The organism is Nonomuraea rosea (assembly GCF_039539705.1).
Classification (GTDB): domain Bacteria; phylum Actinomycetota; class Actinomycetes; order Streptosporangiales; family Streptosporangiaceae; genus Nonomuraea; species Nonomuraea rosea.
Genome location: NZ_BAABDQ010000037.1, coordinates 35,480 through 62,230 on the forward strand (window position 1 = coordinate 35,480; position 26,751 = coordinate 62,230).

Genomic DNA, 26,751 nt, shown 5'->3' on the forward strand with positions numbered 1-26,751 from the left:
GGATTACTGCCCCGGGCGGGCGCGTGAGCCGGCTGCGGCGCGGCCCGGCCGCGCTCACCTCGGCGTTCGCGCTGGTCGCCGGCACGCTGGCCGCGCAGTCCACGCCGGCGCAGGCCCAGCAGGAGCCGCCCGCCACGAGCGATCCGGCGAGCGCATCGGCGCAGCCGTTCGTGCTCGAAGGGCTCGGCAAGGGACCGCACACCATCACGCTGATCACCGGCGACAAGGTCAAGCTGACCGACACCGGCGGCGGCCGTTACGCGGTCCAGAGCCAGGGCGGCCGGGCGGCCTCGTTGTTCGTCCAGTCGAGCCCGAAGGGCGTCTACGCCCTGCCCGACGACGCCCTGCCCGCCATCCAGGCCGGACGGCTGGACCGGGAGCTGTTCAACGTCAAGTACCTGGCCGAGAACGGCTACACCGACGAGCTGACCAAGCAGCTGCCCGTCATCGTCCAGTACCCGGAGGGCGAGACCGCGGCCAAGGTCAAGAGCGCGGCCGGCGCCATCCCCGCCAGCGCGCCCACCACGACGCTGGAAAGCATCAACGCCGCCGCCCTCGACGTCTCCAAGGCCGAGGCGGGCGCCTTCTGGGCCGCCGTGCGCACCTCGAACAGGCAGGCGCTACGCGGCGGGATCTCGAAGGTGTGGCTCGATCGCAAGGTCAAGGCGGACCTGGCGGAGAGCGTACCGATGATCGGCGCCCCGCAGGCGTGGGCCGCCGGCCACGACGGCGCGGGCGTACGGGTCGCGGTGCTGGACACCGGCGTCGACGCCGGGCACCCCGATCTCGCCGGGAAGATCGCCGGCTCCCGCTCGTTCATCCCCGGCGAGGAGGTCCAGGACGGTCACGGGCACGGCACCCACGTGGCCTCCACCATCGCCGGCAGCGGAGCCGCGTCCGGCGGCCGGAACAAGGGCGTGGCGCCCGGCGCGCAGCTGCTGATCGGCAAGGTGCTCAGCAACGCCGGCTCGGGCGACGAATCCGGCATCATCGAGGCGATGGAATGGGCGACCGCCGGCGGCGCCAAGGTCGTCAGCATGAGCCTCGGCGCGAACGCCACCGACGGCACCGACCCGATGAGCCAGGCGGTCAACGACCTCACCGCCGCCACCGGCGCGCTGTTCGTGATCGCCGCGGGCAACGCGGGCGCCGCGGAGACGGTGTCCACCCCCGGCACGGCCGACGCGGCGCTGACCGTCGCCGCCGTCGACAAGAGCGACGGCCGGGCGAGCTTCTCCAGCATGGGGCCCCGCATCGACGGCGCGCTCAAGCCGGACATCACCGCCCCCGGCGTGGACATCGCGGCGGCCCGCGCCTCGGGCACCACGATGGGCACGCCGGTCGACGATCACTACACCCAGGCGTCCGGCACCTCGATGGCCACCCCGCACGTCGCGGGGGCCGCGGCGATCATGGCGCAGGTGCACCCCGACTGGAAGTCCGGGCAGCTGAAGGCCGCCCTGATGTCCACCGCCAAGGACGTCGGCCAGCACGTCTACCAGCGGGGCGCGGGGCGGCTCGACGTGGCCCGCGCGCACGCCCAGCAGGTCTTCGCCTCGACCGCGCACGTCGACTTCGGCCGGCTCGACGACACCGGCAAGCCGCAGACGCGCGAGATCGGCTACACCAACCTGGGCGACCAGCCGGTCACCCTCACCCTGAAGCCCGTCCTGGCCGTCTCCGGCGGGGACGCCGTGGCGGACCGGCTCAGCACGGCCGACGCGACGCTCACCGTGCCGGCGAAGGGCACGGCCACCACGACCGTCACGCTGGTCACCGAAGGTCTGGCGCTCGGCACGTACAGCGGCGCCGTGACCGCGGAGGCGGGTGAGGTCCTGCTGACGATCCCGGTGGGCGTCGTACGCGAGGCCCCGACGTTCGAGCTCACCATCCACAGCCTGGGCCGGGACGGGAAGCCCCGCAGCCCGTGGGCCATGGACGTCATCGACGTCGAGGGCAACAAGGGCCTGATGCCCGGCCCGCACTGGATCACCGAGGAGGGCACGGTCGTCACCCGGGTCCCGTCGGGGACCATCAGCCTGCTGCAGGTGATGGACTGGGTGGACGACGACAGCCGGGCGAACCGGGCCTGGCTGTTCGAACCCGAGCTCACCATCACCGCGGACACCGAGATCACGCTGGACGCGCGGCGGACCACCCAGGTGAGCTTCGACACCCCGAAACCGGCCGAACCGCTGAACAACACCTACTCCGCCCAGTACCAGCGCACCGTCGCCAACGGCAAGGTCTACGCCGCCGGCGTGGAGCATCACGTGCCCATCGGCTCGTGGGCCAAGCTGTGGGCGACGCCCACCAAGAAGGTCACCAAGGGCGCCTTCCGCTTCTCCACCTTCTGGACGCTCGGGCAGCCGGAGATCGCCATGAGCGTACGCCGTCCGGCGAAGCTGGCGCTGCACCCGACCGCCAACGTGCACTGGTTCGGTGAGGTCAACCACCATCCTGAATGGACTCCGTTCAAGGGCACGCAGGATCTGCGGGTCGTCGACGTCGGGCTGGGCACGCCCGAGGAGATCGCCGGCCGTGACCTGCGCGGCAAGCTCGTCCTGATGGCCGCGGAGCATGCCCAGGACATGCTGGGCAATCCGATCTGCGGCGCCCAGATCGAGCGCATCGGCCCGATCAGGGACGCGGGAGCCGCCGGCATCGCGGTCTTCCCGGTGGAGGGCTCCGGCTGCCCGGTCCCGCTCGGCATCGCGCAGAAGCCGTTCACCGGCCCCGAGAAGCCCATCGGGATCGCCCTCGCGCACCTGTCCACGAAGGAGGGGCTGGCGCTGCGCGCACAGCTCGCTCGTGACGCGGTCACCATCCGCGTGACAGGCACGCCCGAGACCCCGTACACGTACGTGTTCACGCCCTACTACGAGGGCCGGATCCCGGACTCCCTGCGCATCTCCGTGCGCGAGCGGGACCTGGCCCAGGTCGACATGGACGTCCACGCCGACCAGCCGAAGGCGCTGCACGACTTCCGTTACGTCTACAAGCAGGACGACCAGATCCGCTGGCTCACCACTCCCGCCGACGCGGACACCACCATCGTCGCGCCGAAGTCGCGTACCGACTGGGTCTGGCCCACGGACCGGACCATCATCCACAACCGCGGCATCGAGGCCATCGGCCAGCCGGAGCACAGCCGGTACCGGATGGACGTGTACGACCGCCCCGGCCGGGTCCGGCAGCAGTGGCGGGCCACGCCCAGCACGCCGGGCGCGGCGACGGTGCCGGGCAATGTGGCCGCGCTCGCGGACCCGGACGGCGGAGTCCTGGAGCAGCAGGGCCTGGGCGTCTATTGCGCGATCTGCATGCAGGGCGACCAGCTCTGGACCGATTTCTCCGAGGTGTCCGGCGTCGGGGACGCCCGTGACGACAGCACGGGGTTCTGGTCACTGTACGAGCCGTTCACCCCGGTGTACGAGCAGCACCTCTACCGCGACGGGAGCGAGATCCCGCTGGTCGGCGCGGAGCCGTTCCCCAAGGCCCCGCGCTACACGCTGCCCTCCACCACCGGCGCGTACCGGCTGACCGCGAAGAACGCCGTCAATGACGTCGAGTGGACGTTCACCGCCCCGCCCGGGGCGGCGCAAGGTCAGCGGGGCGTCTACTGCAACTCGTGGTTCCTCCAGGGGTACGGCGAGCACTGCAAGCCGGTCCCCGCCGTGTTCGTGAGCTACGACCTCGGCACGAGCCTGTCCATGGACAACACCGTCCCGGCCGGTCGCGGCCACACCTTCGAGGTGGAGCCGTACCACTCGCCGTCGGCGGCCAGGATGCCGAAGATCGCTGGGCTGAAGCTGTGGGCGAGCACGGATGACGGCGCCACGTGGAAGCCCGTCACGCTCAAGCGCGGCGCGGGCGGCGTCTACACCGCCAGTACGCGGTATCCGGCGATGAAGGACACCAAGGGCGCGGTGAGTCTCAAGGCCGAGGCCTGGGACGAAGCGGGCAACCGGATCAAGATGACCAGCCTCCGGGCGTTCGCTCTCCGGGCGCGGTAAGCCTTGGCCGGCCCGGTCCTCGTCGCGAGGACCGGGCCGGCACGCCTGGTTCCGGGCCGGCCCGTGGGAGGCCGGGTTCGCGGGGGCTCCCGATCCGCTACGTCACGCATACCGGAAGACCCGCTATTGGTTCACAAATTCACGGCCGAATCGTGGCGTTAATTGGACCAGGTATAACCGTTGGTAGAAACCTGGCCGCTACCGGGCGATTCGCCGTCGGCGTAAGCCGGGCTCGAAAGTGCGAGGCCGGCGGCGAAAAACGCCGCGGTGACGAGAATTGCCCTTGCCCTGATCTTCGAAGCCACGGGACACCTCCGCATACGAAATCCCTGGCGATCCTGATGCCGCCAGGGCTCGACAGAAATGATCGTACATAGGCCATCAAATCCCAACAAGGTGAACCGCTCCGCTTCTCCCCTCGCCGCCGTCCTCTTGTGGCACGCCGCGCGGCGCAGGGAGCTACGCATCCTCCGGACCAGCCCGTGGGAGGTCTGGCATCAGGCGAACGGGCCGATGGAGCCCCGACCGCCGCCTCATCCTGCTCAAACCGGACGGTCAGCCCGGGACGCTAATCCGACCAGGTGTAACCGTTGGTAGAAACCTGGCCGCTACCGGGCGATTCGCCATCGGCGTAAGCCGGACTCGAAAGTGCGAGGCCTGCGGCGAAAACAGCCGCGGTGACGAGAATTGCCCTTGCCCTGATCTTCGAAGCCACGGGACACCTCCGTATACGAAACCCCCGGGCGACCCTGGTGCCGCCAGGGCTCGACAAAAGCGATCGTACAGAGGCCATTTACTTCCAACAAGACAGACCACCGGCTTCGCCCCACAGAAAGGGGGTTGTCGCTAGCGCTGCTTGAGGCGGAGCGCTTCCTTACGGGCCTCGGCCTGGACGGACCGCTCGTGCTCCAGCCAGTCCGGGTTCTCCGCCTTCAGCGCATCGATCTCAGCGGTGGTGAGCGGCTCGGTGATCCCGCCTCTGGCCAGACCGGAAATGGAGACCCCGAGCTTCGCGGCGACGACCTGCTTCGGATGCGGGCCGTTGCGGCGCAGGTCGGCGAGCCAGGCCGGGGGCGTCGCCTGCAGCGTGTTCAGCTCGTCCCTGGAGACGACGCCCGCCTGGAACTCGGCGGGAGTGGCCGCGAGGAGCACACCCAGCTTCTTGGCCGCGGTCTCGGGCTTCATCGTCTGGGTGGTCTTCGATTTGGACGAGGTCATGACGCCAAGCGTAGTCAGTCGGAACGGGTTCCCCGGACATCGGTACCCTGAGCAAGTGCCTGAAGAAGTGAGTGGTGGAGAGACCGGCAGGGTGTTCCGGCTGGCGTACGTACCCGGGGTGACGCCCGCGAAATGGGTCAGCGTCTGGGCCGAGAGGATGCCCGGCGTGCCGCTCACCCTCATCGCGGTGCCCGCCGCCGAGGTGGTGGGCCTCCTGCGGGACGGCGGCGCCGACGCCGGGTTCGTCAGGCTGCCGATCGACCGCGACGAGCTCAGCGTGATCCCGCTCTACGTGGAGACCACCGTGGTCATGGTGCCCAAGGACCACGCGGTGGCCGCCGCCGACGAGGCGGCCCTCGCCGACCTGGCGGACGACGAGGTGCTCCATCCTCTGGACGACACCATCGAGTGGCCGGTACGCCCGGGGCTGCCCGCGTTCACCCGCCCGGACACCACGTCGAACGCCGTCGAGCTGGTGGCGGCCGGCACCGGCCTCCTCCTGGTCCCGCAGTCGCTGGCCCGCCTCCACCACCGCAAGGACCTCACGTACCGGCCGGTGCCGGACGCGCCGCAGTCCCAGGTAGCGCTGGCCTGGCCCACGGCGGCGACCACGGACCTGGTGGAAGATTTCATCGGCATCGTCCGCGGCCGGACAGCGAACAGCTCACGCGGCCGCACCCCCGCCACCCCCGCGGAGAAGCCGGCACAACGGCAGCCACAAAAGCCCGCCAAGAAGAGCCCCGGCCGCCGCACCGTACCGACCGGCCGCAAGAAGAAGGGCCCCCGCCCCCGCTGACCCCCGACATAGCCGTTCACACGCCCAGCTGGTTCCGGCAGAACGCGCACAAACCCTTCGGCAGAACGCCCACATGCCGTCCGGCTGAATGGCCGACCGCGATTTCGAGCCTCCGAACGGCGGGCTCAGTCGGCAACGCACGCTGCATCCGATGGATCAATGAGGCAGGCAGACGCGGAGCCGTGCGCACGGTGCGGATCACCATCGCCCTGAACCAGGAGAAACTCCGGAGCGAATCGGAATGCAACCATGGTCGGTTTCTGTCGTCGCTCCATGCCAGGATCGCCACCCGTGGACATCGACGAGTTCTGGCATCTGATCGAGCACTCGGCACGACACCGCCCGAACGAAGCGCGCCTGAGGTGGCTCGAACAGCAGCTGGTGCGACGTTCCGCCGAGGAGATCATCGACTTCCAGTCATGGATTCTGGAGGCTCGGCGTAAGGTTGACACCCACTTGATGTGGGGCGCAGCCATCGTCTTATACCTGGTAGGCGGCAGCGACAGCTTCTGGTATTTCCAGATGTGGCTGGTCGGCCTCGGCCGCGAGACCTTTGAACGGGTCGCCGCCGACCCGGACACGCTTGCGGACGTGCCAGAGGTCCAGCGCTTTCTCACTATGCAGCGAGATCGGATCACCCGAACTGACGACGACTGGCCAGAGCTGGAATTCCTTTCCTACGTGGCTCCCAAAGCTTGGGAGAAAGTGACGGGCACAGAGAGCGCCGCCTTGTTCGACGCTCTTGAGGCTCGTGGCCATGTCCTCTACGGAATGCCTCATCCCACTGACGAGGATTGGGACCCGGGGGACGATGAGCAGGCGGCCCGCAGGGTGCCTCGAAGTTATCGGTTCATCCGCGAGTTTTACGGCCGCGCCTAAACCACCGGGTCGATGCTGTCGTCGCTCAACTCCTGTGGGTGAGGTCTGCTCGGGGACCTCGGCGTGACCGGTGGCGCTTGGACGTCGGGAAAGTTGCCGGGGACAGCGAGGCCGGGCTGGTCGCGATCGATCATGAGGATGGTGTAGATGGCCTTGCGGACGTCACCTCGCGAGCTGCGGCGATGGACAAGATCTTCGGGAGCCGGCCGCTTGCGATTCGATCAAGTTGGCCGGCATGTTGTGGCACGGGCTCAGGCGCGCGAATGTCCGTCCGCCTTAGCATTCGCCCAGTGCCGCTGCTCCCTCGCCGGAGACCATTCCGTGCATATTCCGGATCTTGCTCGTGTCGACTCGCTACACGACGCGATAGGTGCGCGCCTCCTGCACTGATCGCGTCGTGAACTCGGCAGTATGACGGCACCGCAGGAAGAGTACGACGATCTTCACCGGCTGGTCGACCAGCTCCGGTCAGATCAAGTGCGTGAAGAGCGTGCGCGGCTCCTCCGGCTAGTCCGCGGCTAGTCCACTCGCAGGCCGAGGAACCGGGACTCGGCCCTAACGGCGTGCCGACCCTCTTCGGCGCTTTCGAAGCGGGTCGAAGCGACGCTTCGGAACAAGTGGAAGAAAACCTTGCGGAGGACTACGGTCACGAAGCGTGATCGTAGTCGACACCGGGCCCGATCGTGGCCGCGACCTTCCGGGACGACAAGAACCACGAGCTGGGTGATTCGGGGCCTCACCTCGGCGAACGTTCCACCCGGATCCCCCGTCGTTCACGCTCGTCCCGGACCGTTGTCACTCAGATAGTCACTCAGCGGGAACGGTCCGGCCGTACTCCAGATAGACGGTCTCACCCTGCTCACGGGCGATGGCAGCAGCCTTGAGGCGAAGGGCAAGACGCTCGATCATCAGGCCGTCCAGCTCATCAACGCGACGGAACTCGTACGCGCCCAGCTCGTTGTCGGCGAACCTGATGTGCTTGATCACCTCGTCGTCGAGGGTGCCGCCGTCGAACACGAACAGCACCTTGTCGCCCTCCTGCGGGAGAGGCGCCCAATCGACCACGAGGAGACGGCCGATGGTCGGCTGGATGCTCAGCTCTTCGCCTACTTCTCGGACACACGCCTCATATGGGGTCTCCCCCGGCTCGACGTACCCACCGGGGATGTCCAGGTACGGCTTGTACGTGGGCCGGACGAGCAGCACACGCCCGCCGTCATCGAAGAACAGCACTCCAGCGGCAGCGCGGGCCTGAGCGAACCGCGCGGCCTCCTGATCGTTCACGGCCTCGACCTTACGCCACAAGGCCAGCTCTCACACGATGTTCAGACGCCGGGCGAGCGCGGCGAGTTGAAAGCCGGGCTTGCCTTTCTGCCTCCTGATCCAGGACATCGTGAGCTGGCGGCTGAGATAGTGATGGCGTACCTGCTCGGGAGCGATGGTCTCAGCCTCCAAGAGTGCCGTTAGAGCATCATCGGTACGATTCCGCAGGCTATAGGCGTGTGCCACGGCGAGACCATGGCGAGCGCGACGTTCGATCGGAAGCCCGCTGGTGTCCAACCTTGGCCCGACGTCCACTGCGACTTGGATGTCTCCCAGTTCGATCGCCGTCGCTACCTCGTGAATGCGGACGTTCGTCGGCCCGAAGGCCGTCCACACGTAGTTGGCATCCCTGCCCAGCCGCACCGCCGACTTCCTCGCTTCGGCAAGGAACGCACGCGTCGCATCCCGGTCATCGTCGCGCGCTGCCGCCATCGACCCGGCGAGGTACAGCGTCCCGTACACCGACAGCAGTTCAGGTGTGGCGAGCGAAAGGCCGGGAGACAGCAGTTCAGCGGCGTCCACGGTGAGCTGCTTGGCTGCCGTGCCGACCGTTGGCCAGCAGTGCGTGCGTGACACAGCGAAGCAATGAGGCCGTGATGAGCTGATCGCCGGATTCCCGCGCGAAGGTCAGGCCCCGCTCGGCAGCAATCCATGCGAGATCTGCCTCGCCCACCTTGGTCAGGATGCTGGCGGCAGCGTGATAGACCTGCCCGAGCACACCCAGTGACGACAGGCGCGCATCGCCGTCGCCGATACGTGCGGCGTGGTGAGCTTCGCCGACCAACGCCGGAAGAACCCGAATGACATAGCTGTACCTGGCTCCCTGGTACGCCCGCCACACTTCGTCAATGGCGCTCTTCATCGAGGCCAGGCTCGACGGCTCCGTGTTCACGATCAGCTCGGCCATTGGCGAAAGCTGCCGATAATCGGTGATCGCCGCCCGCAGCGCGGGAATCGTGCGATCACCGCTTTCATCCGTCCACTCGAACAGGTGCGGCTCAGCCAGCAGATCACCGAGAGACACGTCCAACGCGTTCGCCAACGACTTGATGACCGACAGCCGGTCCAAGGTGATGCGATCGTCTACCAACACCAGATCAGGCCCGTGATCATGCAAGGAGTTGCGGCGATGGACAAGATCTTCGGGAGTTAGTCCCCCAGTTAGTCCCTCAGACGCCGTTTTCAAGATCGAAGAACAAGTGTTTTCGCAGGTGGGCGGTACTGGGTTCGAACCAGTGACCCCTCGCTTGTAAGGCGAGTGCTCTACCGCTGAGCTAACCGCCCCTGATCGGCACTACACCTTACGACACCAGCGGGGCCGATCGCACATCCATTGCCCACCCGGGCCCCAGCTCAGGCCGGCCGACCGCGCGCCAGCCCAGGAGGGAGGCACCGAGCATGCCGGCGTCCACGCCCAGCGCCGCCGGGATGAGCGGGGGCGCGTCGCGGAAGGCCAGCCGCTTGACCAGCCGGGTGCGTACCGGGTCGAAGAGGGCCGGGCCCGCTTCCGCCAGGCCGCCGCCGAGGACGATCACCGAGGGGTCCAGCAGCAGCGTGTACGTGGCCAGCGCCAGCGACAGCGCCTCCACCGCCTCGTCCCAGATCTCTATGGCGATCGGGTCGTCCGAGGAGACCACCTGCTCCGCCTTGACGCCCTCCACGCCCGTCCGCAGGCTGTAGCGGCGGCCCACCGAGGCGGCCGACGCGTACGTCTCCAGGCAGCCGAACTGGCCGCACGCGCACTGCTCCCCGTCGGGGAAGACAGGGGTGTGGCCGATCTCGCCCGCCCAGCCGGAGGAGCCGCCGTACGGCTCGCCGCCGATGATCGAGGCGCCCGCGATGCCGGTGCCGATCGGCAGGAACAGGAAGTCGCTGAGCCCCCTGCCCGCGCCGAGGATGCTCTCCGCGAGCCCACCGGTGCGTACGTCGTGCCCCAGCATCACCGGGATGTCCAGCGTGGTGAAGTCCGTGGCGGGAACGTCGCGCCAGCCCAGGTTCGTGGCGTAGATGGCGGAGCTCTCGGACACCAGACCGGGTACGGCCAGGCCCACGCCCGCCGGTACGCCGTCGCCCGAGGCGGCCAGGTGGCTGATGAAGTCGGAAATGGCGGCCACCACCGCCTCCGGGCCCTCCGCTCTGGGCGTCGGGCGCCGTTCGCTCAACAGGACGGCGCCGGACTCGCTGACCAGGCCGCCCTTCATGGACGTGCCACCGACGTCGAGCGCGACGACGAACGAACTCATAGCGGACACGAAAGGAGACGATAGCGCAGCTCAGCAAATGTCTGGATAAGCGGGCTGAGGAATGTCTCAGCGACCCGGCCTGCCCCGACGGCCCCGCGCCCGCGCGCCACGCAAAGCCCCGACGGCCCCGCGGCCGCGCGGCACACAAAGCCCCGACGGCCCCGCGACCGCGCGGCACGCGAAGCCCCGACGACCCTGCGACCGCGCCCACTACGCAAGCTCCGACGGCCCTATGGCCGCGCGCGGTACGCAAGTCTCAGCGGCCCCCACACCGCCGCAACTCCGGCACGCACATCGACATCGCCCGAAGCCCCCGACCAGCCCCCAGAGCCCTCTCAGGCCCGTCCGAGCACCCGGTTGAGCGCCGCCTCCACCTCCGCGGAGAGCCCGGGCGGCGGCGCCACGGCCGCCGTGAGCGCCTCGGAGCGCGCCATCCGCACGTCCCCGCAGGACCGGCACTCCACCTCGCCCAGCCGGCAGATCAGCGCAGTGGATCCGCAGGTGGAGCATGTGTCCAGGTCGAGGTCGTGCATCCGTTGACAGTCCGGGCAGATCAGCACCTGAGACTCGTCGCGCACCCCGCGCTGCCACGGGCTGGCGCCGCGCACCGGGTCGGTCTGCCGGGCCCCGCATCGGTAGCAGGGCATCGTTCCCTCCGAAGTTATGAAATGTCGGCGAGTGCCTTGATGTAGTCGGCGACGTCACGTGCCGAGGAGATCGGATTGATCACCGACCACCGGATCACGCCCGCGCCGTCGATGACGAAGGTCCCCCGCAAAGCGAGCCCCTTCGCTTCATCGAACACACCGTACGCCCGCGCGACCTGTCCGTGTGGCCAGAAATCAGAGAGCAGCGCGAACGTGTAACCCTCCCGATCCGCCCACGCACGATGCGTGAAGACGGAGTCGACCGAGACGGTCAGCACCTCCGCGTCGAGCGGCTGATCGCGCAGCGCGGACAGCTCACCGTGACAGATCCCGCTGAAGGCAAGCGGATAGAAGACCAGCACGACCTTCGTACCCCGGAACTGAGCCAGGCTCACCGGGGTGCCGTGCTGGTCCTGCAGCTCGAAATCCGGAGCCAGGGCGCCGACCTCGGCAGGATGTGCGTTCACAGGCATCATCCTGCCGCATGGCAGGCGCTCGGGCTCCCTACCGTCGGCCCTTGGGCGTGACGAGCCTGGTCCCGGACCAGTCGGGTGCGGCTGAGACGCTGCTGGTCTGCGAGAGACCCGCGGTCGTGGCATCCTCCCCGATGTCGCTCGGCTCCACGTGGCCGCTGCGTCCGGCCTTGGGAGTCAGCAACCAGATCTGGCCGCCTTCGGCGAGTGCTCGCATGGCGTTGGTGAGAGCGTCGAAGAGATCCCCGTCCTCGTCGCGCCACCAAAGCAGCACCACGTCGACGACGTCGTCGCTCTCCTCGTCCAGCAGCTCGTTGCCGGTCAGGTTCTCGATGGAGTCGCGAAGCTCGTCGTCGACATCCTCGTCCCAACCGATCTCCTGCACCACCTGACCCGCCTTGAGGCCGAGTCGTTCGGCCAGGCCGCGCTCGCCCTGCGCCTGACCCGCGGTCGCGCTCACGTTTATCCCTCCTGCTTGAGTGGCCCCGCTTATGCGGTTTATCGCTTCGGCACAGTCCACACGCTGTGACCCTCAGTCGTCAACGGTCGCCACGGGTACGGCCGTAGTCGGCCAGAATCAATCAGACAAAAACGACAGGCGAACCTGACGTTGCGTGTTGTCGACGTTCAGGTCGACGAGTGCCACAGACTGCCACGTTCCCAGCGCCATTCGCCCGCCCAGCACGGGAATCGTGGCGTACGGCGGCACCAGCGCGGGCATGACATGTGACCTGCCGTGACCCCGCGAACCGTGCGCGTGACGCCAGCGGTCGTCGGCCGGCAACAGCTCGCGCAACGCGGCCAGCAGGTCGTCGTCGCTCCCCGAGCCCAGCTCGAGCAGCGCGACGCCGGCCGTCGCGTGCGGCACGAAGACGTGCAGCAGCCCGTCTTCGCCCTGCGCGCGCACGAAGTCCGCGCACGCGGCCGTGATGTCGTGCACCGTCTCCCTGGAACCGGTGGCCACAGAGATGAGTTCAGATCTCACAAGCGAATCTTACTGAGGTACGACGACCGCATCCGGGCCAGGAAACACCAGCCCCGTGTGCCCGTCGTCGAACCGCACCATGTAGGGAGGCCCGCCGTCCAAGCCCTGGACCTCCGTGATTTCGCCGCTCCTGTCCCTTTCGCCAACGGTATTCCCGTGCACCAGGAGCCGGTCGCCTACCGTCGCATTCATACCTTCCACATTGGTACGGCGAAAGCCCCAGGAAAAGAGCGATTGCCAAGAAGGGTGATTTTTTGCTCCCTCCTCAGGGGGAGGAGAAAAGATGACCAAAACGTTACGCTGCGCAGATGTGGCGTTTCGGCCTCCGAGGCAGGATGGCGGCCTCGTACGTGCTCGTCACCGCCACCGCGGTGCTCCTGGTCGAGGCCGTGATCGTCGCCCTGGTGCTGATCCCGCAGTCCAAGGCCTCGGACCTGGCGTCCGTGCTGCAGGAGCAGGCGGGCGGCGACACGAAGGTGCTCAGCCTGGAGGCGGCCAGGCTGTCGGCGGCCGACCCCGGCCTGCCCGCCGGGGAGCTCCTGGAGCTGGCGGTGGAGGAGTCGGGCGGTCGGACGATCGTGGGCGGCGGCAGGCCGCCCGAGCCGGGCTACGCCATGCTGGAGCTGGTGATCGGCACCGGCGGGGAGATCGTCGCCAGCTCCGCCCTCGGCATCTACCAGCCCGGCGGCACGCTGGACGTCCCCCTGCCCGGCCACGAGGGCGGCGGCGCGAGCACGACCAGGGTGGGGCCGTCGACCTGGCACTTCAGCCCCGTGCTCATGAGATCGGCGAACGGCTTCGACACTCTCGGCTACGTCTACGTCCAGGCACCCGACGACGCCGCGCCCAGAGGGCTGCAGTCCGGGGAGGCGCTGGCGCTGATCGTTCCAGGAGCGCTGGTGCTCGCGCTGGTGGTGCCGGTCGGGCTGGTGTTCGGCCTGCTCTCCACCCGCAGGCTGACGAGCAGGGTGCGCAGGCTGGCCGGCGTCACGACGGCGGTGGCGGCCGGCGACTTCCGTCCCAGGGTGACGGTGTCGGGCGCCGACGAGGTGAGCACGCTGGAGCGCTCGTTCAACGTCATGACCGACAAGCTCGGCGCGGCCGTGGAGTCGGCGCGGCTGACCGCGCGGACCGAGGCCCGCCAGGCCGAGCGCGGCCGGATCGCCAGGGAGCTGCACGATTCGATCTCCCAGGACCTGTTCTCGCTGAGCCTGCTGGCCGCGGGCATGCGCAGGGCCGCGCCGCAGCAGCTGCGCGGGCAGGCCGACGCGATGGAGCGGACGGCCGCCCGCGCGATGCGCGAGATGCAGGCGCTGCTGCTGGAGCTGCGGCCGGTCGCGCTGGAGGACGCGGGCCTGCTGCCCGCGCTGGAGGGACTCTGCCGCGCCTATGAGACGCGGCTCGGGGTCAAGGTCGAAGCGGTGCTGGCGGAGGTCGCGCTGGCCCCCGCGGCCGAGCACGCGGTCCTGCGCCTGGTGCAGGAAGCGCTCGGGAACGCGATCAAGCACGCGAACCCCGCCACGATCGAGGTACGGCTGAGCGCCCGCGGCGACGTGACCACCGTCGCGGTCTCGGACGACGGAGCCGGATTCGACCCGGACGACGTCACCGCCAGGCACGGCATGGGCCTGACGCTGATGCGCGAGCGCGTGACGGAGCTCGGCGGCCGCCTCGACGTCCGCAGCGGCGCCGGCGGCACCACGGTGACGGCCACCTTCAGCGCACCGGCGCCCGGCCAAAGCACAGGGACGGCGGGACCCGCATGACGATGCCTATGAGGACGCCCATGACGCCCATTCGCGTCCTCATCGCGGACGACCACGAGGTGGTCCGTCAGGGCCTGCGGTTCGTCCTCGATCAGGAGGACGGCATCGAGGTCGCCGGCGAGAGCGCCGACGGAGCCGAGGCGCTGCGGGCCGTCCGGGCGCTGCGCCCCGACGTGCTGCTCCTCGACCTGGTCATGCCCGTCCTGGACGGCCTCCAGGTCCTGGAGAAGCTGCGCGACGACCCGGGCGGGCAGCCCGCCGTGATCGTGCTGAGCTCGTTCCAGGACGACGACAGGGTGGTCGAGGCGGTGCGGCTCGGCGCGCTGTCGTACCTGTCGAAGACGACCGCGATCGACCGCATGGTCGAGGCCGTGCGCGCGGCCGCCCGCGGCGGCAGCGTGCTCGCGCCGGGCATCGCCGCGCTCCTGGTCAGGCAGGTACGCCGCGGCGAACGCCCCCAGCCGCTCGACACCCTCACCCCGAGAGAACGCGACGTGCTGTCCGCGCTCGCCAGGGGCCGGTCCAACGCCGAGATCGCCAAGGACCTGCGCATGGGCAGGGAGACGGTCAAGTCACACGTCTCCAGCATCCTGGGCAAGCTCGGGGTGGCCGATCGCACCCAGGCCGCCATCTACGCGCTCCAGCAGGGCGTCGTACCGCTGGACGAGGCCCTTTGAGCGGGTCATGGCCAACCCGCTGGGGCATGGCGGCTAGACTCGCCCGGCGCCTAGGGGGCGCTCGCGGGGTGAGAACCTGCCCGCTTCTGGGGAGGCTCAATGGTACGACACCGACCACGGGAGCCCGCGTTCCACTAGGGCCGACATTCGTGCGAAATTTCGTTCGTTTTCCGGTCTTGTTAAATTGCTCCCGGGATGTAACCTTTGGTGGCGATTCGTCCTACCATCGGTGGTCTAGGCCATCGTGCACGGCCCTGCCAGCAGGGACACCCTGGTTACCGGCCAGTAGAGATGCGTTTTCTACGACTAGCGACCAGGATGGAAGGCGACCCAGACCAGACATCAGTCCATCTCGGAAGGCGAGACCCAGTGGCTTCCGGACGCCAGCGATTCTCGATCATCAGCGACGGCCTACCCAGCCAACTGCCTGATGTCGACCCCAGCGAGACCAACGAGTGGCTCGAATCTCTCGACAACGTCGTCAAGGCCGAGGGCCGCACCAGAGCCCGCTACCTCATGCTGCGCATGCTGGAGCGGGCCCGCGAGCACCAGGTCGGCGTGCCGGGCCTGCGCAGCACCGACTACATCAACACGATCCCGCCGGAGCGCGAGCCCTGGTTCCCGGGTGACGAGCACGTCGAGCGCCGCATCCGCGCCTACATCCGCTGGAACGCGGCCATCATGGTGTCCAGGGCCAACGCCCGCACCAACGTCGGCGGCCACATCGCGACCTACGCCTCGGCCGCCTCGCTCTACGAAGTGGGCTTCAACCACTTCTTCCGCGGCAAGGACCATGGCGAGTCGGGCGACCAGGTCTTCTTCCAGGGGCACGCGGCGCCCGGCATCTACGCCCGCGCCTTCCTTGAGGGGCGCCTCAACGAGGCCCAGCTCGACGCGTTCCGCCAGGAGCTGTCGCACGGCTTCCACGGGCTGCCCTCCTACCCGCACCCGCGGCTCATGCCCGATTTCTGGGAGTTCCCGACCGTCTCCATGGGGTTGGGGCCGATCGGCGCGATCTACCAGGCGCGGTTCAACCGCTACCTGCTCAACCGCCAGATCAAGGACACCAGCCGCAGCCACGTATGGGCCTTCCTCGGCGACGGCGAGATGGACGAGCCCGAGTCGCTCGGCGCGATCGGCCTGGCCGCGCGTGAAGAGCTCGACAACCTCACGTTCGTGATCAACTGCAACCTGCAGCGGCTCGACGGCCCCGTGCGCGGCAACGGCAAGATCATCCAGGAGCTGGAGTCCTACTTCCGCGGCGCCGGCTGGAACGTGATCAAGGTCGTCTGGGGCCGCGACTGGGACCCGCTGCTCGCGGCCGACGTCGACGGCGTGCTGGTCAACCAGATGAACACGACGCCCGACGGCCAGTTCCAGACCTACTCGGTCGAGTCCGGCGGCTACATCCGCGACCACTTCTTCGGCGGCGACCCCCGCCTGCGGAAGATGGCCGAGCACCTGACCGACGACGACATCCGCAAGCTGTCGCGCGGCGGCCACGACTACCGCAAGGTCTACGCGGCGTTCAAGGCGGCCCGCGAGCACGTCGGCCAGCCGACCGTGATCCTCGCCCAGACCATCAAGGGCTGGACGCTGGGCAAGGACTTCGAGGCGCGCAACGCCACGCACCAGATGAAGAAGCTCACCAAGGCCGAGCTCAAGGAGTTCCGGGACAGGCTCTACCTGCCGATCCCCGACTCGGCCCTCGAAGGCGACCTGCCGCCCTACTTCCACCCGGGCGAGCACGACCCCGAGATCGAGTACATGATGGAGCGCCGCGCCGCGCTCGGCGGCGTGCTGCCCAAGCGGGTCATGCGCGCCAAGCCGGTCAAGCTGCCGGCCGACGACATCTACGGCCAGTTCGGCAAGGGCTCGGGCAAGCAGCAGGTGGCCACCACGATGGCGTTCGTGCGGCTGCTCAAGGACCTCATGCGCGACAAGGAGATCGGCCACAGGTTCGTGCCGATCATTCCCGACGAGGCCCGTACATTCGGTCTCGACGCCATGTTCCCGACGGCGAAGATCTACTCCCCGCACGGCCAGACCTACGAGGCCGTCGACAGGGAGCTGCTGCTGTCGTACAAGGAGTCCGTGCAGGGGCAGATCCTGCACGAGGGCATCAGCGAGTCGGGCTCGATGGCCTCGGCCATCGCGGCCGGCACCGCCTACGCCACGCACGGCGAGCACATGATCCCGATCTACATCTTCTATTCGATGTTCGGGTGGCAGCGCACCGGCGACCAGATGTGGCAGATGGCCGACCAGATGACCCGCGGGTTCCTGCTCGGCGCCACCGCGGGCCGCACCACGCTCAACGGCGAGGGCCTGCAGCACGAGGACGGCCACACGCCGCTCATCGCCTCGACGAACCCGGCCGCGATCTCCTACGACCCGTCCTGGGCCTTCGAGGTCGCGCACATCGTCAAGGACGGCCTGCGCAGGATGTACGGCGACCAGCCCGAGGACGTCTTCTACTACCTGACCGTCTACAACGAGCCCTACCTGCAGCCCGCGCAGCCCGCGGACCTGGACGTGCAGGGGCTGCTGAAGGGCCTGTACAGGTTCGCGGCCGGGCCGCAGACGCAGGGCCCGAAGGCCAACATCCTGTCCTCCGGCGTGGCCGGCCCGTGGGCCGTGGAGGCGCAGCGGCTGCTGGCCGAAGACTGGGGCGTGTCGGCCGACGTGTGGTCGGCGACGTCGTGGACCGAGCTGCGCCGCGACGCGCTGGCGTGCGAGGAGTACAACCTCCTCAACCCCGACGCGGAACGGCGCGTCCCCTACGTGACCCAGGCGCTGTCGCAGGCGCAGGGGCCGTTCGTGGGCGTCAGCGACTACATGAAGGCCGTCCAGGACCAGATCGCGCAGTGGGTGCCGGGTGACTGGTCCTCGCTGGGCACCGACGGCTTCGGCCTGTCCGACACCCGCTCGGCGCTGCGCCGCCACTTCCACGTGGACGCCGCCTCGATCACCCTGGCCGTGCTGACCAGCCTGGTCAAGCGGGGCGAGCTCGACGGCGAGGTGCTGCGCGAGGCCATCGCCCGCTACCACCTCAAGAACGGCGTCACCGAGGCCGGTGGGGCGGAGAGCAACGACACCCAGTCGATGGGCGTCTGAGAAAAATCTGGATCCGAGTGATCCGGCGACGGCGCTCCCGCGAAATGTTTTTCGCGGGAGCGCCGTCATATTCGGCCGCTCGCGCCGTTTGGTCGGTGAGGCGGCACGTTCAGGAGGGGTACGTGCCGCCTCACCCAGGTTTGGTGCGGGGTCACGTATTGTGGGCACTACTTCCCCCTGAGAGATGAGGGGAAGTTTCGTTATGCGACGCGTTCTTGCCGCCGCCCTGCTGGTGACGGCCGCCGGCTGTTCCACCGCACCCGCGGAGCCGGCCACCCAGTCCACGGCCGACCCCGACAAGATCGCGTGGGGACCGTGCACCGACATCAAGCGTCCCGACGGCGAGCCGCCGGCCAAGCAGGACTCCTCCGTACGCTGCGGGAAGCTGGCCGTGCCGCTCGACTACGCCAAGCCCGACGGCGACAAGATCGACCTCGCGCTCATCAAGCTGCCCGCCACCGGCAAGAGCAAGCCGCTCGGCTCGGTGGTGTTCAACTTCGGCGGCCCCGGCGCCTCCGGCGTCGACACGCTCGACCAGGCCGCCAAGGCGCTCACGACGCTGCGGGCCCACTACGACCTGGTCAGCTTCGACCCGCGCGGCGTCGAGCGCAGCGCGGGCGTGCGCTGCGGCAACGGGGCGGAGATGGACAAGTTCACCTCGCTGGACACGCTGCCCGCCGACGACGAGACCGACCGGCAGATCGCGGCGGCCAACAAGCAGTTCGCCGCCCTCTGCCAGCAGAACTCCGGCAAGATCCTCCCCCACATCGGCACCGTGAACGCCGCCCGCGACATGGATCGCATCCGCGCCGCGGTGGGCGACGCCAAGCTCAACTACGTCGGCATGTCGTACGGCACGCAACTCGGCGGGGTCTACGCCACCGAGTTCCCCAAGAACGTGGGCCGCATGGTGCTCGACGCGCCGCTCGACCCGACGGTCACGTTCGAGCAGCGCACGCTGGCGCAGACGCGCGGGTTCCAGAAGGCGTACGAGAGCTTCCTGCGCTCGTGCGTCAAGGGCGGCTGCGACGTCGGCAGGGACCAGGCCATCGCCAACGCGAACGTCGAGAAGCTGATGACCCAGCTCTCCCAGAAGCCGCTGCAGGTCGGCAACCGCCAGCTCACGCAGGGCCTGGGCGCCACCGGGGTGGCCGCCGCGCTCTACTCGGAGCTGACCTGGCCGTTCCTGGAGCAGGCGCTCGGCGAGGCGCTCAGGGGCAACGGCGACGCGCTGATGTACCTGGCCGACTCCTACACCGGGCGCAACGAGGACGGCAGCTACTCCACCCAGATGACCAGCTTCCCGGCCATCACCTGCGTGGACACCGCCGAGCGGCCTTCCGAGGCCGAGCTGAAGCGCACGGAGGCGGCCGCGCTGAAGATCTCGCCGCTGTTCGGCAGCGAGGGCTCGGGCGGGCTGTGCCGGGTCTGGCCGGCCAAGGGCAGCGACCAGGCGCGGCACGTGAACGCCACCGGGTCCGCGCCGATCGTGGTGGTGGGCGGCAAGGGCGACCCGGCCACGCCGTACGAGTGGGCGCCGAAGCTGACGGCCCAGCTCAAGACGGCCACGCTGGTCACCTACCAGGGTGAGGGGCACGGCGCGTACCTGTCGGGCAGCAAGTGCATCCAGGGGCTCGTGGACGGCTTCCTGATCGAGGGCAAGCTGCCCGAGAAGAACGCGAGCTGCCCGGCGGCCTAGTCTGAGCGCATGACGGATCACGACGCGAAGGCGATGATCTCCCGTATCGAGACGGAGACCGCCCGGCTGGCGGCCCTGGCGGACGACCTGTCCATCCCGGTGCCCACGTGCCCGGGATGGACGCTCGCCGAGCTCATCACGCACGTCGGCCGGACGCACCGCTGGACGGTGCACGTCCTGCGCGGCCGGGTCCAGGAGCGGATCTGGTCGCGGCAGGTGCCCAGCGACCTGCCGGAGGGCAGGAGCGGCGACGCGGACTGGCTCATGGCCGGGGCCGCCGAGCTGCTCGACACGCTGCGCACGACCGACCCGGAGCTGGCGGTCTGGACCTGGGGCCCGGACAAGCGGGCCTCCTGGTGGCCCCGGCGGATGCTCTTCGAGCTGGTGATCCACCGGGCCGACGCCGAGCTCGCGCTCGGCATCGACCCGGTCATCCCGGCGGAGGTCGCGATCGACGGCGTGGAGGAGTTTCTGCACAACCTGCCGCACGCCTCCTGGGTCACCCGGCCGCTGGCCGAGCTCGGCGTGGAGGGGGCCACGATCCACCTCCACGCGAACGACGCCGACGGGGAGTGGACCATCACCCAGGGGCCCGCCGGGACGATCTCCTGGGCGCCCGGCCACGCCAAGGGCGACGCCGCCGTCCAGGGGACGGCGAGCGACCTGCTGCTCCTGCTGTACGGCCGGCGCTCACCCGACACGCTCACCGTGTACGGCGACCGCGACCTCCTCACCCGCTGGCTCGCCGCAGCCGCCTTCTGATCCTGCTGGGCCGTCGCGGGAGCGCTTGGCCCTGGACGCGCCGCCGCTCGGCGATCGGCGGCGTGTCCAGGGCGAGGGGTGAACCGCCTCTCAGAAGCGGCCCGCTCGCCTGCCGGAGTCGGCGGGGAAGGTGCTCTCCCCGGCTTCGCGAGCAGGTCATCACCTGCGGGGAAAAGGTCCTGGCGGGCGTCGCGGCCGGGCACGCGTCACCTGCGGGAGAAAAGCCCCCGCGGGCATCGCGCGCCAGGAAAAGCTCGCCGCAGGCGGCGCACGCCCGGCGTCACCTGCGGTGGAAGACGCCGAAGAGGCTGCCCGACGCGTCGCGGACATAGGCGAAATCGGTGCCCGCGCCGTCGTCGATCACCTTCATGACCACCTTGCCCCCGAGCGACTCGCTCCTGGCACAGGTCTCCTCGACGTCGGCCACCTGCACGTGGAAGATGGCGTGCGCGGGGAACTCGCCCTTGGTGTTGTAGAGACCGCCCGCCGGCTGCGCACCCTCCGGATAGCCGATCATGCGGTAGTCGATCGGGCCCTTCTCACGCGCGAACGTCCAGCCGAACAACCCGCCGTAGAACTGCTGGGCGCCTTCGGGATCGTCGGTCGCAACCTCGAACCAGGTCACCGTGTTGTCCATCGTTGTCTCCCTTTCTCGAACAGGACAACGATCTAATGCTGAGGCGACAACCCTATGTCGGTGTTTTCGATTGATTTTTCGAGTGAGAAGGGTTAGTCGAGGACGGTGCCGTGCACGAGCAGCTCGGGCACATCGGTGGCGAAGCCTTCGAGCGGCCGTTCGGGGCAGCGCTCGGCGGTGACGGCGGCGGCGGCGATGCGGTCGAGCCGGAAGACGCGTACGTCATCGCGTAACCGGCACCACGCCACGAGATACCAGAAACCGCCCCGCCCGCCCAGGAACACCCCCGGCTCGACGTCGCGCGAGGTCAGCGCGCCCTTGGCGTCGGCGTAGTCGAGCCTGAGCACGCGACGGCGCAGCAGCGCCTCCTCGATGGCCCGGGAGATGCCCTCCGCGCCGAGCGGCTGGAGCACCGCGCCCGGCTGCGGCGGCTCCTGGACGAGCTGCACCCGCCTGGCCAGCTCCCTGGCCAGCTCGCCCTCGGTGCCCGGCATCGCGGCCACCACCTTGCGTAACGCGCTGCGCGCCTGCCTGCCGAACGGCTGGTCGCCGGCCCGGCTCAGCGCCACCGCGATGGCCACGGCCTCGGCGGGGGCGAAGTTGAGCGGCGGCAAGGACATCTTCTTGTCGATGGCGTAACCGCCCTTGCGCCCCGTCTCGGCGTAGATCGGCACCCCCGACTCCTGCAAGGCGGTGATGTCGCGCTCGATCGTGCGCGCGCTCACCTCGAACCGCTCGGCCAGCTCGCGGGCGGAGCGGCAGCGCGGCGAGATGGCGCGCAGGTCCTCGACGAGCGCGTAGAGCCGATCGGTACGGTTCACAGCCGAGACGCTACGCGGCGCCACCGACAATCACGCCGCCTGCGCCGCCTCCGCAACCCGCGCCTCACCAACCGGCTACAGGGGTCTCACGTCCCGGAGGTGTCTCGCGCCGGACGCAGGCACCGGCTGACCGGCCCTGCTCGGGCTCAGGCCCCGGTCCATTCGAGGAGCCGGTCCAGCGGCCACGTGTTGACGATCCGCCCGGCCTCGATCCCGCACCGGGCGGCGCGCTCGCATCCGTACCGCTGCCAGTCGAGCTGCCCCGGCGCGTGCGCGTCGGAGTCGATCGCGAACACGCACCCCATCTCGTACGCCAGCCGCATCAGCCGCTTCGGCGGGTCGAGCCGGTCGGGCCGCGAGTTGATCTCGACCGCCACCCCGAACCGCCGGCACGCCTCGAAGACCAGCTCCGCCTCGAACTCCGACTCCGGCCGCTTCACCCCCCGCTTCCCGCCCGCCTGCACCACCCGGCCCGTGCAGTGCCCCAGCACGTTCACCAGCGGGTCGGCGATGGCCGTGACCATCCTGCGCGTCATGTCCTCCGAGCCCATGCGCAGCTTCGAGTGCACGCTGGCCACCACCACGTCCAGCCGCTCCAGCAGCTTCGGCTCCTGGTCGAGCGAGCCGTCCAGGTTGATGTCGACCTCGATCCCGGTCAGGATCCTGAACGGCGCCAGCCGCTCGTTCAGCTCGGCCACCACGTCGAGCTGGCGCTCCAGCCGCTCGGCCGACAGCCCCTTGGCCACCGTCAGGCGCGGCGAGTGGTCGGTCAGCGCCCAGTATGCGTGTCCGAGCCCGATGGCCGCCTCCGCCATCTCCTCGATCGGCGAGCCGCCGTCCGACCAGTCGGAATGGCTGTGCAGATCCCCTTTCAACGCCGACCGCAGCGCCGCGGTCTCGTCGTCCAGCTCCATCCCCTCGGTGGCGCGCATTCTGCGGAGATATGTCGGAACCTGACCGGAAAGCGCTTCGTTGACCACCAATGCGGTGACCTTGCCGATACCGGGCAGATCGCCGAGCCCGCCGCCGCGGGCCAGCCGGTCCAGCTCGCCCTCGGGCAGGTCGGCGACGACCGAGGCGGCGCGGCGGAAGGCTCGTACGCGGTACGTGGGCTCCCCGGCCCGCTCCAGCAGGAAGGCGATTTCGCGCAGGGCATCAACGGGATCCATGCGTTGATTCATACCCAAACCGATAGCAACAGGCAGCCGTTACTGATTGAACGTGAGCCAGCGCCACCGATAGGCTGTTCGGCCGATGAAAGCAGGAGCTAGATGGCACCACCGCCCCATCCCCAAGAGCCGGCGCGCAAGTCGTCCAAGGCCGTTCCGCTGGCCGTGCTCGGCGTCCTGTCGCTGACGCTGGTCGGCATCTGGGCGATCGCGGAGTCGGGCGACGACGATGACGAGGTCACCGCCGACTGCGTCATGGTCGTCGACAGCAGCGCCACCCCGCAGCCGAGCAGCAGCCCCACGCCCCTCCCCGGCGACACCGCGACGCCGGTCCCCGAGGACGGCACCTACGAGGTCGTGGACGACTCCTACTGCGACGACGACGGCACGTCGAGCCACTACTACAGCAGCGGCTATTCGCGCGGGGCGTACCTGTGGTACTACGGCGGCACGAGGGTCGGCACCCGCGTGCGCGGCGGCACCACCTACCGGCCCTCCGACGTGAACATCAGCAGCCGCACGGGCAAAGAGATCCAGCGCGGTGGCTTCGGCAACCGGTGGAGCAGCGGGAGCTGACTGATGCGGCGCGAGCACGGCACACCCAGGGACGGCTGGGAGAAGACGATCGAGGGCCAGGGCCTGGCCTACCACCGGGCCGCCCACCCTGAGGGTCTGAGCAGGCCCTACTGGGACGAGTCCGTCCACTACGTCTTCTCGATGGACGAGGTCGAGGCGCTGGAGGAGCAGGTCGAGGAGCTCCACGCCATGTGCCTGCGCACGGTCGAGCACGTGGTGTCGAGCGGGCGCTTCGCCGACTTCGCCATCCCCGAGTGGGCATGGGAGGACGTGACGAGCTCCTGGGAGCGCCGCGACCCCTACCTGTACGCCCGCTTCGACCTGCGCTACGACGGCACCGGCCCGGCCAAGTTGCTGGAGTACAACGCCGACACGCCGACCTCGCTGGTGGAGTCCTCGGTGGTGCAGTGGTTCTGGCTGCAGGACGTCCATCCGGACGACGACCAGTGGAACTCCGTGCACGAGCGGCTCATCGAGCACTGGCGCGAGCTGCGGCTGCCGCCGGGGCCCACCCACTTCGCGTTCACGAACACGGACGAGACGGGCGAAGAGGCCATGACGGTGGCCTACCTGCAGGAGACGGCCGAGCAGGCCGGGCTGGCGACGATGGCCGTCGCCATGGAGGACATCGGCTGGGACGCGCTCAACCGCCGCTTCGTCGACGCCGGCGACCAGGTGATCCGCTCGGCGTTCAAGCTCTACCCGTGGGAGTGGATGCTGGCCGACGACTTCGGGCGGCACGCCGTACGGCACGCCACCTGGATCGAGCCACTGTGGAAGACACTGCTGTCCAACAAGGCGCTGCTGGCGGTGCTGTGGGAGCTCTATCCCGGCCATCCCAGCCTGCTGCCCGCCTACCTCGACGGTCCCAGAGAGCTGACCTCCTACATCGCCAAGCCGCTGCTCGGCAGGGAGGGCGCCTCGATGCGCATCGTCACACCCGAGGGCACCCAGGAGACGCCCGGCTCGTACGGCTCCGAGGGCTACGTCTTCCAGGGCTTCGAGGCGCTGCCGGTGTTCGAGGGGCAGCGGCCGGTGCTCGGCGCCTGGGTCGTCGCCGACGAGGCGGCCGGCCTGGGCATCAGGGAGACGACCGGCCTCATCACCGACGACACCTCCTCCTTCGTCCCGCACCGCATCCGAGACTGACATCGCACCCGCACCCGCACCCGCCCCGTCGTCCCTTTTCGAGCGTGGGCCACTCCCCGTGATTGGAACTGACGTGACTCTTCTCGAAACCCTCGCCCGCGGCGCGGGCGCCATCGCCGCCTACGCCGCCGTCGGCGTGATCCTGATGATCGTCGGCTTCTACGTGATCGACTGGGCCACGCCCGGCAAGCTCAGCGAGGTCATCCGCACCGAGCGCAACCCGAACGCCACCCTGCTGACCACCTCGGCGCTGGCCGCCGTGGGCCTGATCGTGGCCGCCTCCATCTGGGCCTCCGGCGGCAGGCTGGCGGAGGGCCTGGCGGGCACGGCGGTGTTCGGCCTGGTCGGCATCGTCGTGCAGACCGTGGCGATGCTCGTGTTCGACAAGGTCGTCGGCATCTCGGTGCGCGACCTGGTGAAGGAGAGCGAGCTGCAGCCGGGCGCGCGCCTGCTCTCGGTCACCCACCTCGCGATCGGCCTGATCACGGCGGTCGCCGTCATCTGAGCACCCGTCCCCCTGCCGCCAGGCGGACGGCCGTCCCCGTACCGCCTCCTGGAGTGCCCCGTCCCCCTACCGCCGTCGCGGTCAGCCGGACGGACCTGGCACTCTAGGAGGCGTGACAGACCGGACCCGGGAGGACACCACTCGCAGGCTCGAACGGGCCATGGGCGCGCTCGGCACGGCGGCGATGGCCCGCATGGACGACCAGCTCCCCTGGTTCCGCGCGCTCAGCGCCGAGGACCGTTCGTGGGTGGGGCTCGTGGCCCAGGCCGGCATCGCCGCGTTCGTCGAGTGGTTCCAGCACGCGGGGGAAGACCGGCCCACGCCCAGCATCGAGTTCTTCGGCACGGCGCCGCGCGAGCTCAAGCGGTCGATCTCGCTGCAGCAGACCGTCGACATCGTCAGGGTCGTGGTCGAGGTCGTCGAGGCGCAGGCCCACGAGCTGGCCTCGCCAGGCGGCGAGGACCAGCTCCAGCAGGCCATGCTGCGCTACACCCGCGACGTGGCCTTCGCCGCCGCCCACGTCTACGCCAGGGAGGCCGAGGCCAGGGGCTCGTGGGACGCCAGGCTGGAGGCCCTGATCGTGGACGCCCTCGTACGCGGTGAGGTGGACGACGGCCTGCACTCCTGGGCCGCCGCGCTCGGCTGGACCTCCGCCCCCGTGGTCGTCATCGCCGGACACGCCCCCGACGGCGATCCGCGGGCGGTCATCGACGGCCTGCGCGAGAAGGGCCGCCGCATCGGCATGGATCTGCTGGCCGGGGTGCAGGCCGACCGGCTGATCGTGATCGTCGGCGGCGCGGAGAGCGTGACCGACGCGGCCAAGCAGGTCGTGGCCCGCTTCGGCGTCGGCCCGATCGTCATCGGCCCCGAGGTCCCCGACCTGCACGCCGCCGCCAGATCCGCCAGGGCGGCGCTGGCCGGGCTGAAGGCGTCCTCCGGCTGGCCCGACGCGCCGCGCCCGGTGCACGCCGAGGATCTGCTGGCCGAGCGGGCGCTCGACGGCGACGCCGACGCCAGGGGGCAACTCATCGAGAACGTCTACCTGCCGCTCGCCGGCACGCCGCTGCTCGACACCCTGGCCACATATCTGGAGCAGGGCACTTCGCTGGAGGCGACCGCCCGGCTCCTGTTCGTCCACCCGAACACCGTCCGCTACCGCCTCAAGAAGATCACGGAGCTGACGGGCTACCAGCCGACGGAGGGCAGGTCCGCCTTCACTTTGCAGGTGGGCCTCATCCTCGGCAGGCTCTCGGAAAGCGCCGTAACCTGGAGGGCCCTAACGTAATGAACCCGAAA

General features: G+C 69.4%; 25 protein-coding genes and 1 tRNA gene. 12 read left to right on the forward strand and 14 right to left on the reverse strand.

Going from position 1 to position 26,751, the window contains the following annotated elements:
* The first annotated feature begins 23 nt into the window (after window positions 1–23).
* Window positions 24–4,013, forward strand: coding sequence for a S8 family peptidase (locus ABEA43_RS50895; RefSeq protein ID WP_345573384.1), 3,990 nt, complete (start codon window positions 24–26; stop codon window positions 4,011–4,013).
* 846 nt (window positions 4,014–4,859) lie between these two features.
* On the opposite strand, the gene ABEA43_RS50900 is transcribed toward ABEA43_RS50895, so the two are convergent.
* On the reverse strand, window positions 4,860–5,231 hold the full coding sequence (locus tag ABEA43_RS50900; RefSeq protein WP_345573386.1) for a DUF5997 family protein: 372 nt from the start codon (window positions 5,229–5,231) through the stop codon (window positions 4,860–4,862).
* 55 nt (window positions 5,232–5,286) lie between these two features.
* Between ABEA43_RS50900 and ABEA43_RS50905 the strand changes: the two genes are divergently transcribed.
* Both ABEA43_RS50905 and ABEA43_RS50910 read left to right on the forward strand, forming a co-directional pair.
* Window positions 5,287–6,027, forward strand: a complete 741-nt coding sequence (locus ABEA43_RS50905) for a LysR substrate-binding domain-containing protein (protein ID WP_345573388.1) — start codon at window positions 5,287–5,289, stop codon at window positions 6,025–6,027.
* A gap of 291 nt (window positions 6,028–6,318) precedes the next feature.
* On the forward strand, window positions 6,319–6,906 hold the full coding sequence (locus tag ABEA43_RS50910; protein WP_345573390.1) for a DUF4240 domain-containing protein: 588 nt from the start codon (window positions 6,319–6,321) through the stop codon (window positions 6,904–6,906).
* A gap of 807 nt (window positions 6,907–7,713) precedes the next feature.
* On the opposite strand, the gene ABEA43_RS50915 is transcribed toward ABEA43_RS50910, so the two are convergent.
* From ABEA43_RS50915 to ABEA43_RS50960, 10 genes are all read right to left on the reverse strand, one after another.
* Complete coding sequence (locus ABEA43_RS50915; RefSeq protein ID WP_345573392.1) at window positions 7,714–8,190, reverse strand: NUDIX domain-containing protein; 477 nt, start codon at window positions 8,188–8,190, stop codon at window positions 7,714–7,716.
* 30 nt (window positions 8,191–8,220) lie between these two features.
* Window positions 8,221–8,751, reverse strand: a complete 531-nt coding sequence (locus tag ABEA43_RS50920; protein WP_345573394.1) for a hypothetical protein — start codon at window positions 8,749–8,751, stop codon at window positions 8,221–8,223.
* Entirely contained in the window at window positions 8,738–9,322 is a 585-nt protein-coding gene (locus tag ABEA43_RS50925) for a hypothetical protein (protein WP_345573396.1), read from the reverse strand. The genes ABEA43_RS50920 and ABEA43_RS50925 overlap by 14 nt, the downstream gene beginning before the upstream one ends.
* A gap of 119 nt (window positions 9,323–9,441) precedes the next feature.
* Window positions 9,442–9,513 (reverse strand) — tRNA-Val (locus ABEA43_RS50930).
* A gap of 17 nt (window positions 9,514–9,530) precedes the next feature.
* On the reverse strand, window positions 9,531–10,472 hold the full coding sequence (locus tag ABEA43_RS50935) for an ROK family protein (RefSeq protein ID WP_345573398.1): 942 nt from the start codon (window positions 10,470–10,472) through the stop codon (window positions 9,531–9,533).
* A 335-nt stretch (window positions 10,473–10,807) separates the two neighbouring features.
* Entirely contained in the window at window positions 10,808–11,119 is a 312-nt protein-coding gene (locus tag ABEA43_RS50940) for a hypothetical protein (protein WP_345573400.1), read from the reverse strand.
* 14 nt (window positions 11,120–11,133) lie between these two features.
* Window positions 11,134–11,592, reverse strand: a complete 459-nt coding sequence (locus ABEA43_RS50945) for a peroxiredoxin (RefSeq protein WP_345573576.1) — start codon at window positions 11,590–11,592, stop codon at window positions 11,134–11,136.
* Between the two features lie 31 nt (window positions 11,593–11,623).
* The gene (locus tag ABEA43_RS50950) at window positions 11,624–12,052 is read right to left on the reverse strand and encodes a DUF3052 domain-containing protein (RefSeq protein WP_345573402.1); all 429 of its coding nucleotides are present in this window, start codon (window positions 12,050–12,052) and stop codon (window positions 11,624–11,626) included.
* Window positions 12,053–12,169: 117 nt separating this feature from the next.
* A complete protein-coding gene (locus ABEA43_RS50955; protein ID WP_345573404.1) occupies window positions 12,170–12,577 on the reverse strand; it encodes a secondary thiamine-phosphate synthase enzyme YjbQ in 408 nt (135 codons plus the stop codon).
* 9 nt (window positions 12,578–12,586) lie between these two features.
* Window positions 12,587–12,769 (reverse strand): DUF1918 domain-containing protein, encoded by a 183-nt coding sequence (locus ABEA43_RS50960; RefSeq protein ID WP_345573406.1) that lies wholly within the window; start codon window positions 12,767–12,769, stop codon window positions 12,587–12,589.
* 116 nt (window positions 12,770–12,885) lie between these two features.
* Between ABEA43_RS50960 and ABEA43_RS50965 the strand changes: the two genes are divergently transcribed.
* From ABEA43_RS50965 to ABEA43_RS50985, 5 genes are all read left to right on the forward strand, one after another.
* Window positions 12,886–14,343: a sensor histidine kinase gene (locus tag ABEA43_RS50965; protein ID WP_345573408.1), complete on the forward strand. Its 1,458-nt coding sequence runs from the start codon at window positions 12,886–12,888 to the stop codon at window positions 14,341–14,343.
* A 20-nt stretch (window positions 14,344–14,363) separates the two neighbouring features.
* Window positions 14,364–15,020, forward strand: a complete 657-nt coding sequence (locus ABEA43_RS50970; RefSeq protein ID WP_345573410.1) for a response regulator — start codon at window positions 14,364–14,366, stop codon at window positions 15,018–15,020.
* Between the two features lie 369 nt (window positions 15,021–15,389).
* Window positions 15,390–18,137: a pyruvate dehydrogenase (acetyl-transferring), homodimeric type gene (gene aceE, locus ABEA43_RS50975; protein ID WP_345573413.1), complete on the forward strand. Its 2,748-nt coding sequence runs from the start codon at window positions 15,390–15,392 to the stop codon at window positions 18,135–18,137.
* A gap of 202 nt (window positions 18,138–18,339) precedes the next feature.
* On the forward strand, window positions 18,340–19,836 hold the full coding sequence (locus ABEA43_RS50980; protein ID WP_345573415.1) for an alpha/beta hydrolase: 1,497 nt from the start codon (window positions 18,340–18,342) through the stop codon (window positions 19,834–19,836).
* A gap of 9 nt (window positions 19,837–19,845) precedes the next feature.
* Window positions 19,846–20,598, forward strand: a complete 753-nt coding sequence (locus ABEA43_RS50985) for a maleylpyruvate isomerase family mycothiol-dependent enzyme (protein ID WP_345573416.1) — start codon at window positions 19,846–19,848, stop codon at window positions 20,596–20,598.
* Window positions 20,599–20,878: 280 nt separating this feature from the next.
* Here the strand turns inward: ABEA43_RS50985 and ABEA43_RS50990 are convergent, their stop codons facing one another.
* From ABEA43_RS50990 to ABEA43_RS51000, 3 genes are all read right to left on the reverse strand, one after another.
* Window positions 20,879–21,235, reverse strand: a complete 357-nt coding sequence (locus ABEA43_RS50990; RefSeq protein ID WP_345573418.1) for a VOC family protein — start codon at window positions 21,233–21,235, stop codon at window positions 20,879–20,881.
* A gap of 92 nt (window positions 21,236–21,327) precedes the next feature.
* Entirely contained in the window at window positions 21,328–22,056 is a 729-nt protein-coding gene (locus tag ABEA43_RS50995; protein WP_345573420.1) for a helix-turn-helix transcriptional regulator, read from the reverse strand.
* A 146-nt stretch (window positions 22,057–22,202) separates the two neighbouring features.
* A complete protein-coding gene (locus ABEA43_RS51000) occupies window positions 22,203–23,225 on the reverse strand; it encodes a PHP domain-containing protein (RefSeq protein ID WP_345573423.1) in 1,023 nt (340 codons plus the stop codon).
* 102 nt (window positions 23,226–23,327) lie between these two features.
* Here ABEA43_RS51000 and ABEA43_RS51005 point away from each other — a divergent pair, with 102 nt between their 5' ends.
* From ABEA43_RS51005 to ABEA43_RS51020, 4 genes are all read left to right on the forward strand, one after another.
* Entirely contained in the window at window positions 23,328–23,801 is a 474-nt protein-coding gene (locus ABEA43_RS51005; RefSeq protein ID WP_345573425.1) for a hypothetical protein, read from the forward strand.
* Between the two features lie 3 nt (window positions 23,802–23,804).
* Window positions 23,805–24,950 (forward strand): glutathionylspermidine synthase family protein, encoded by a 1,146-nt coding sequence (locus tag ABEA43_RS51010; protein ID WP_345573427.1) that lies wholly within the window; start codon window positions 23,805–23,807, stop codon window positions 24,948–24,950.
* Window positions 24,951–25,023: 73 nt separating this feature from the next.
* Window positions 25,024–25,455 carry a DUF350 domain-containing protein gene (locus ABEA43_RS51015; protein ID WP_345573429.1) on the forward strand — a complete coding sequence of 144 codons (432 nt, stop codon included), beginning with the start codon at window positions 25,024–25,026 and terminating at the stop codon, window positions 25,453–25,455.
* Between the two features lie 160 nt (window positions 25,456–25,615).
* Window positions 25,616–26,740 (forward strand): PucR family transcriptional regulator, encoded by a 1,125-nt coding sequence (locus ABEA43_RS51020; RefSeq protein ID WP_345573578.1) that lies wholly within the window; start codon window positions 25,616–25,618, stop codon window positions 26,738–26,740.
* Window positions 26,741–26,751: the final 11 nt, after the last annotated feature.

What these genes read in the sequence shown, in the direction of transcription:
- ABEA43_RS50935 (WP_345573398.1), bottom strand. Translation starts at nt 10,472, where the DNA reads ATGAGTTCGTTCGTCGTCGCGCTCGACGTCGGTGGCACGTCCATGAAG.
- ABEA43_RS51000 (WP_345573423.1), bottom strand. Translation starts at nt 23,225, where the DNA reads ATGGATCCCGTTGATGCCCTGCGCGAAATCGCCTTCCTGCTGGAGCGG.
- ABEA43_RS51010 (WP_345573427.1), top strand. Translation starts at nt 23,805, where the DNA reads ATGCGGCGCGAGCACGGCACACCCAGGGACGGCTGGGAGAAGACGATC.
- ABEA43_RS50960 (WP_345573406.1), bottom strand. Translation starts at nt 12,769, where the DNA reads ATGAATGCGACGGTAGGCGACCGGCTCCTGGTGCACGGGAATACCGTT.
- ABEA43_RS50965 (WP_345573408.1), top strand. Translation starts at nt 12,886, where the DNA reads ATGTGGCGTTTCGGCCTCCGAGGCAGGATGGCGGCCTCGTACGTGCTC.
- ABEA43_RS50970 (WP_345573410.1), top strand. Translation starts at nt 14,364, where the DNA reads ATGACGCCCATTCGCGTCCTCATCGCGGACGACCACGAGGTGGTCCGT.
- ABEA43_RS51020 (WP_345573578.1), top strand. Translation starts at nt 25,616, where the DNA reads ATGGGCGCGCTCGGCACGGCGGCGATGGCCCGCATGGACGACCAGCTC.
- ABEA43_RS50990 (WP_345573418.1), bottom strand. Translation starts at nt 21,235, where the DNA reads ATGGACAACACGGTGACCTGGTTCGAGGTTGCGACCGACGATCCCGAA.
- ABEA43_RS50945 (WP_345573576.1), bottom strand. Translation starts at nt 11,592, where the DNA reads ATGCCTGTGAACGCACATCCTGCCGAGGTCGGCGCCCTGGCTCCGGAT.
- ABEA43_RS50940 (WP_345573400.1), bottom strand. Translation starts at nt 11,119, where the DNA reads ATGCCCTGCTACCGATGCGGGGCCCGGCAGACCGACCCGGTGCGCGGC.
- ABEA43_RS51005 (WP_345573425.1), top strand. Translation starts at nt 23,328, where the DNA reads ATGGCACCACCGCCCCATCCCCAAGAGCCGGCGCGCAAGTCGTCCAAG.
- ABEA43_RS50985 (WP_345573416.1), top strand. Translation starts at nt 19,846, where the DNA reads ATGACGGATCACGACGCGAAGGCGATGATCTCCCGTATCGAGACGGAG.
- ABEA43_RS50980 (WP_345573415.1), top strand. Translation starts at nt 18,340, where the DNA reads ATGCGACGCGTTCTTGCCGCCGCCCTGCTGGTGACGGCCGCCGGCTGT.
- ABEA43_RS50900 (WP_345573386.1), bottom strand. Translation starts at nt 5,231, where the DNA reads ATGACCTCGTCCAAATCGAAGACCACCCAGACGATGAAGCCCGAGACC.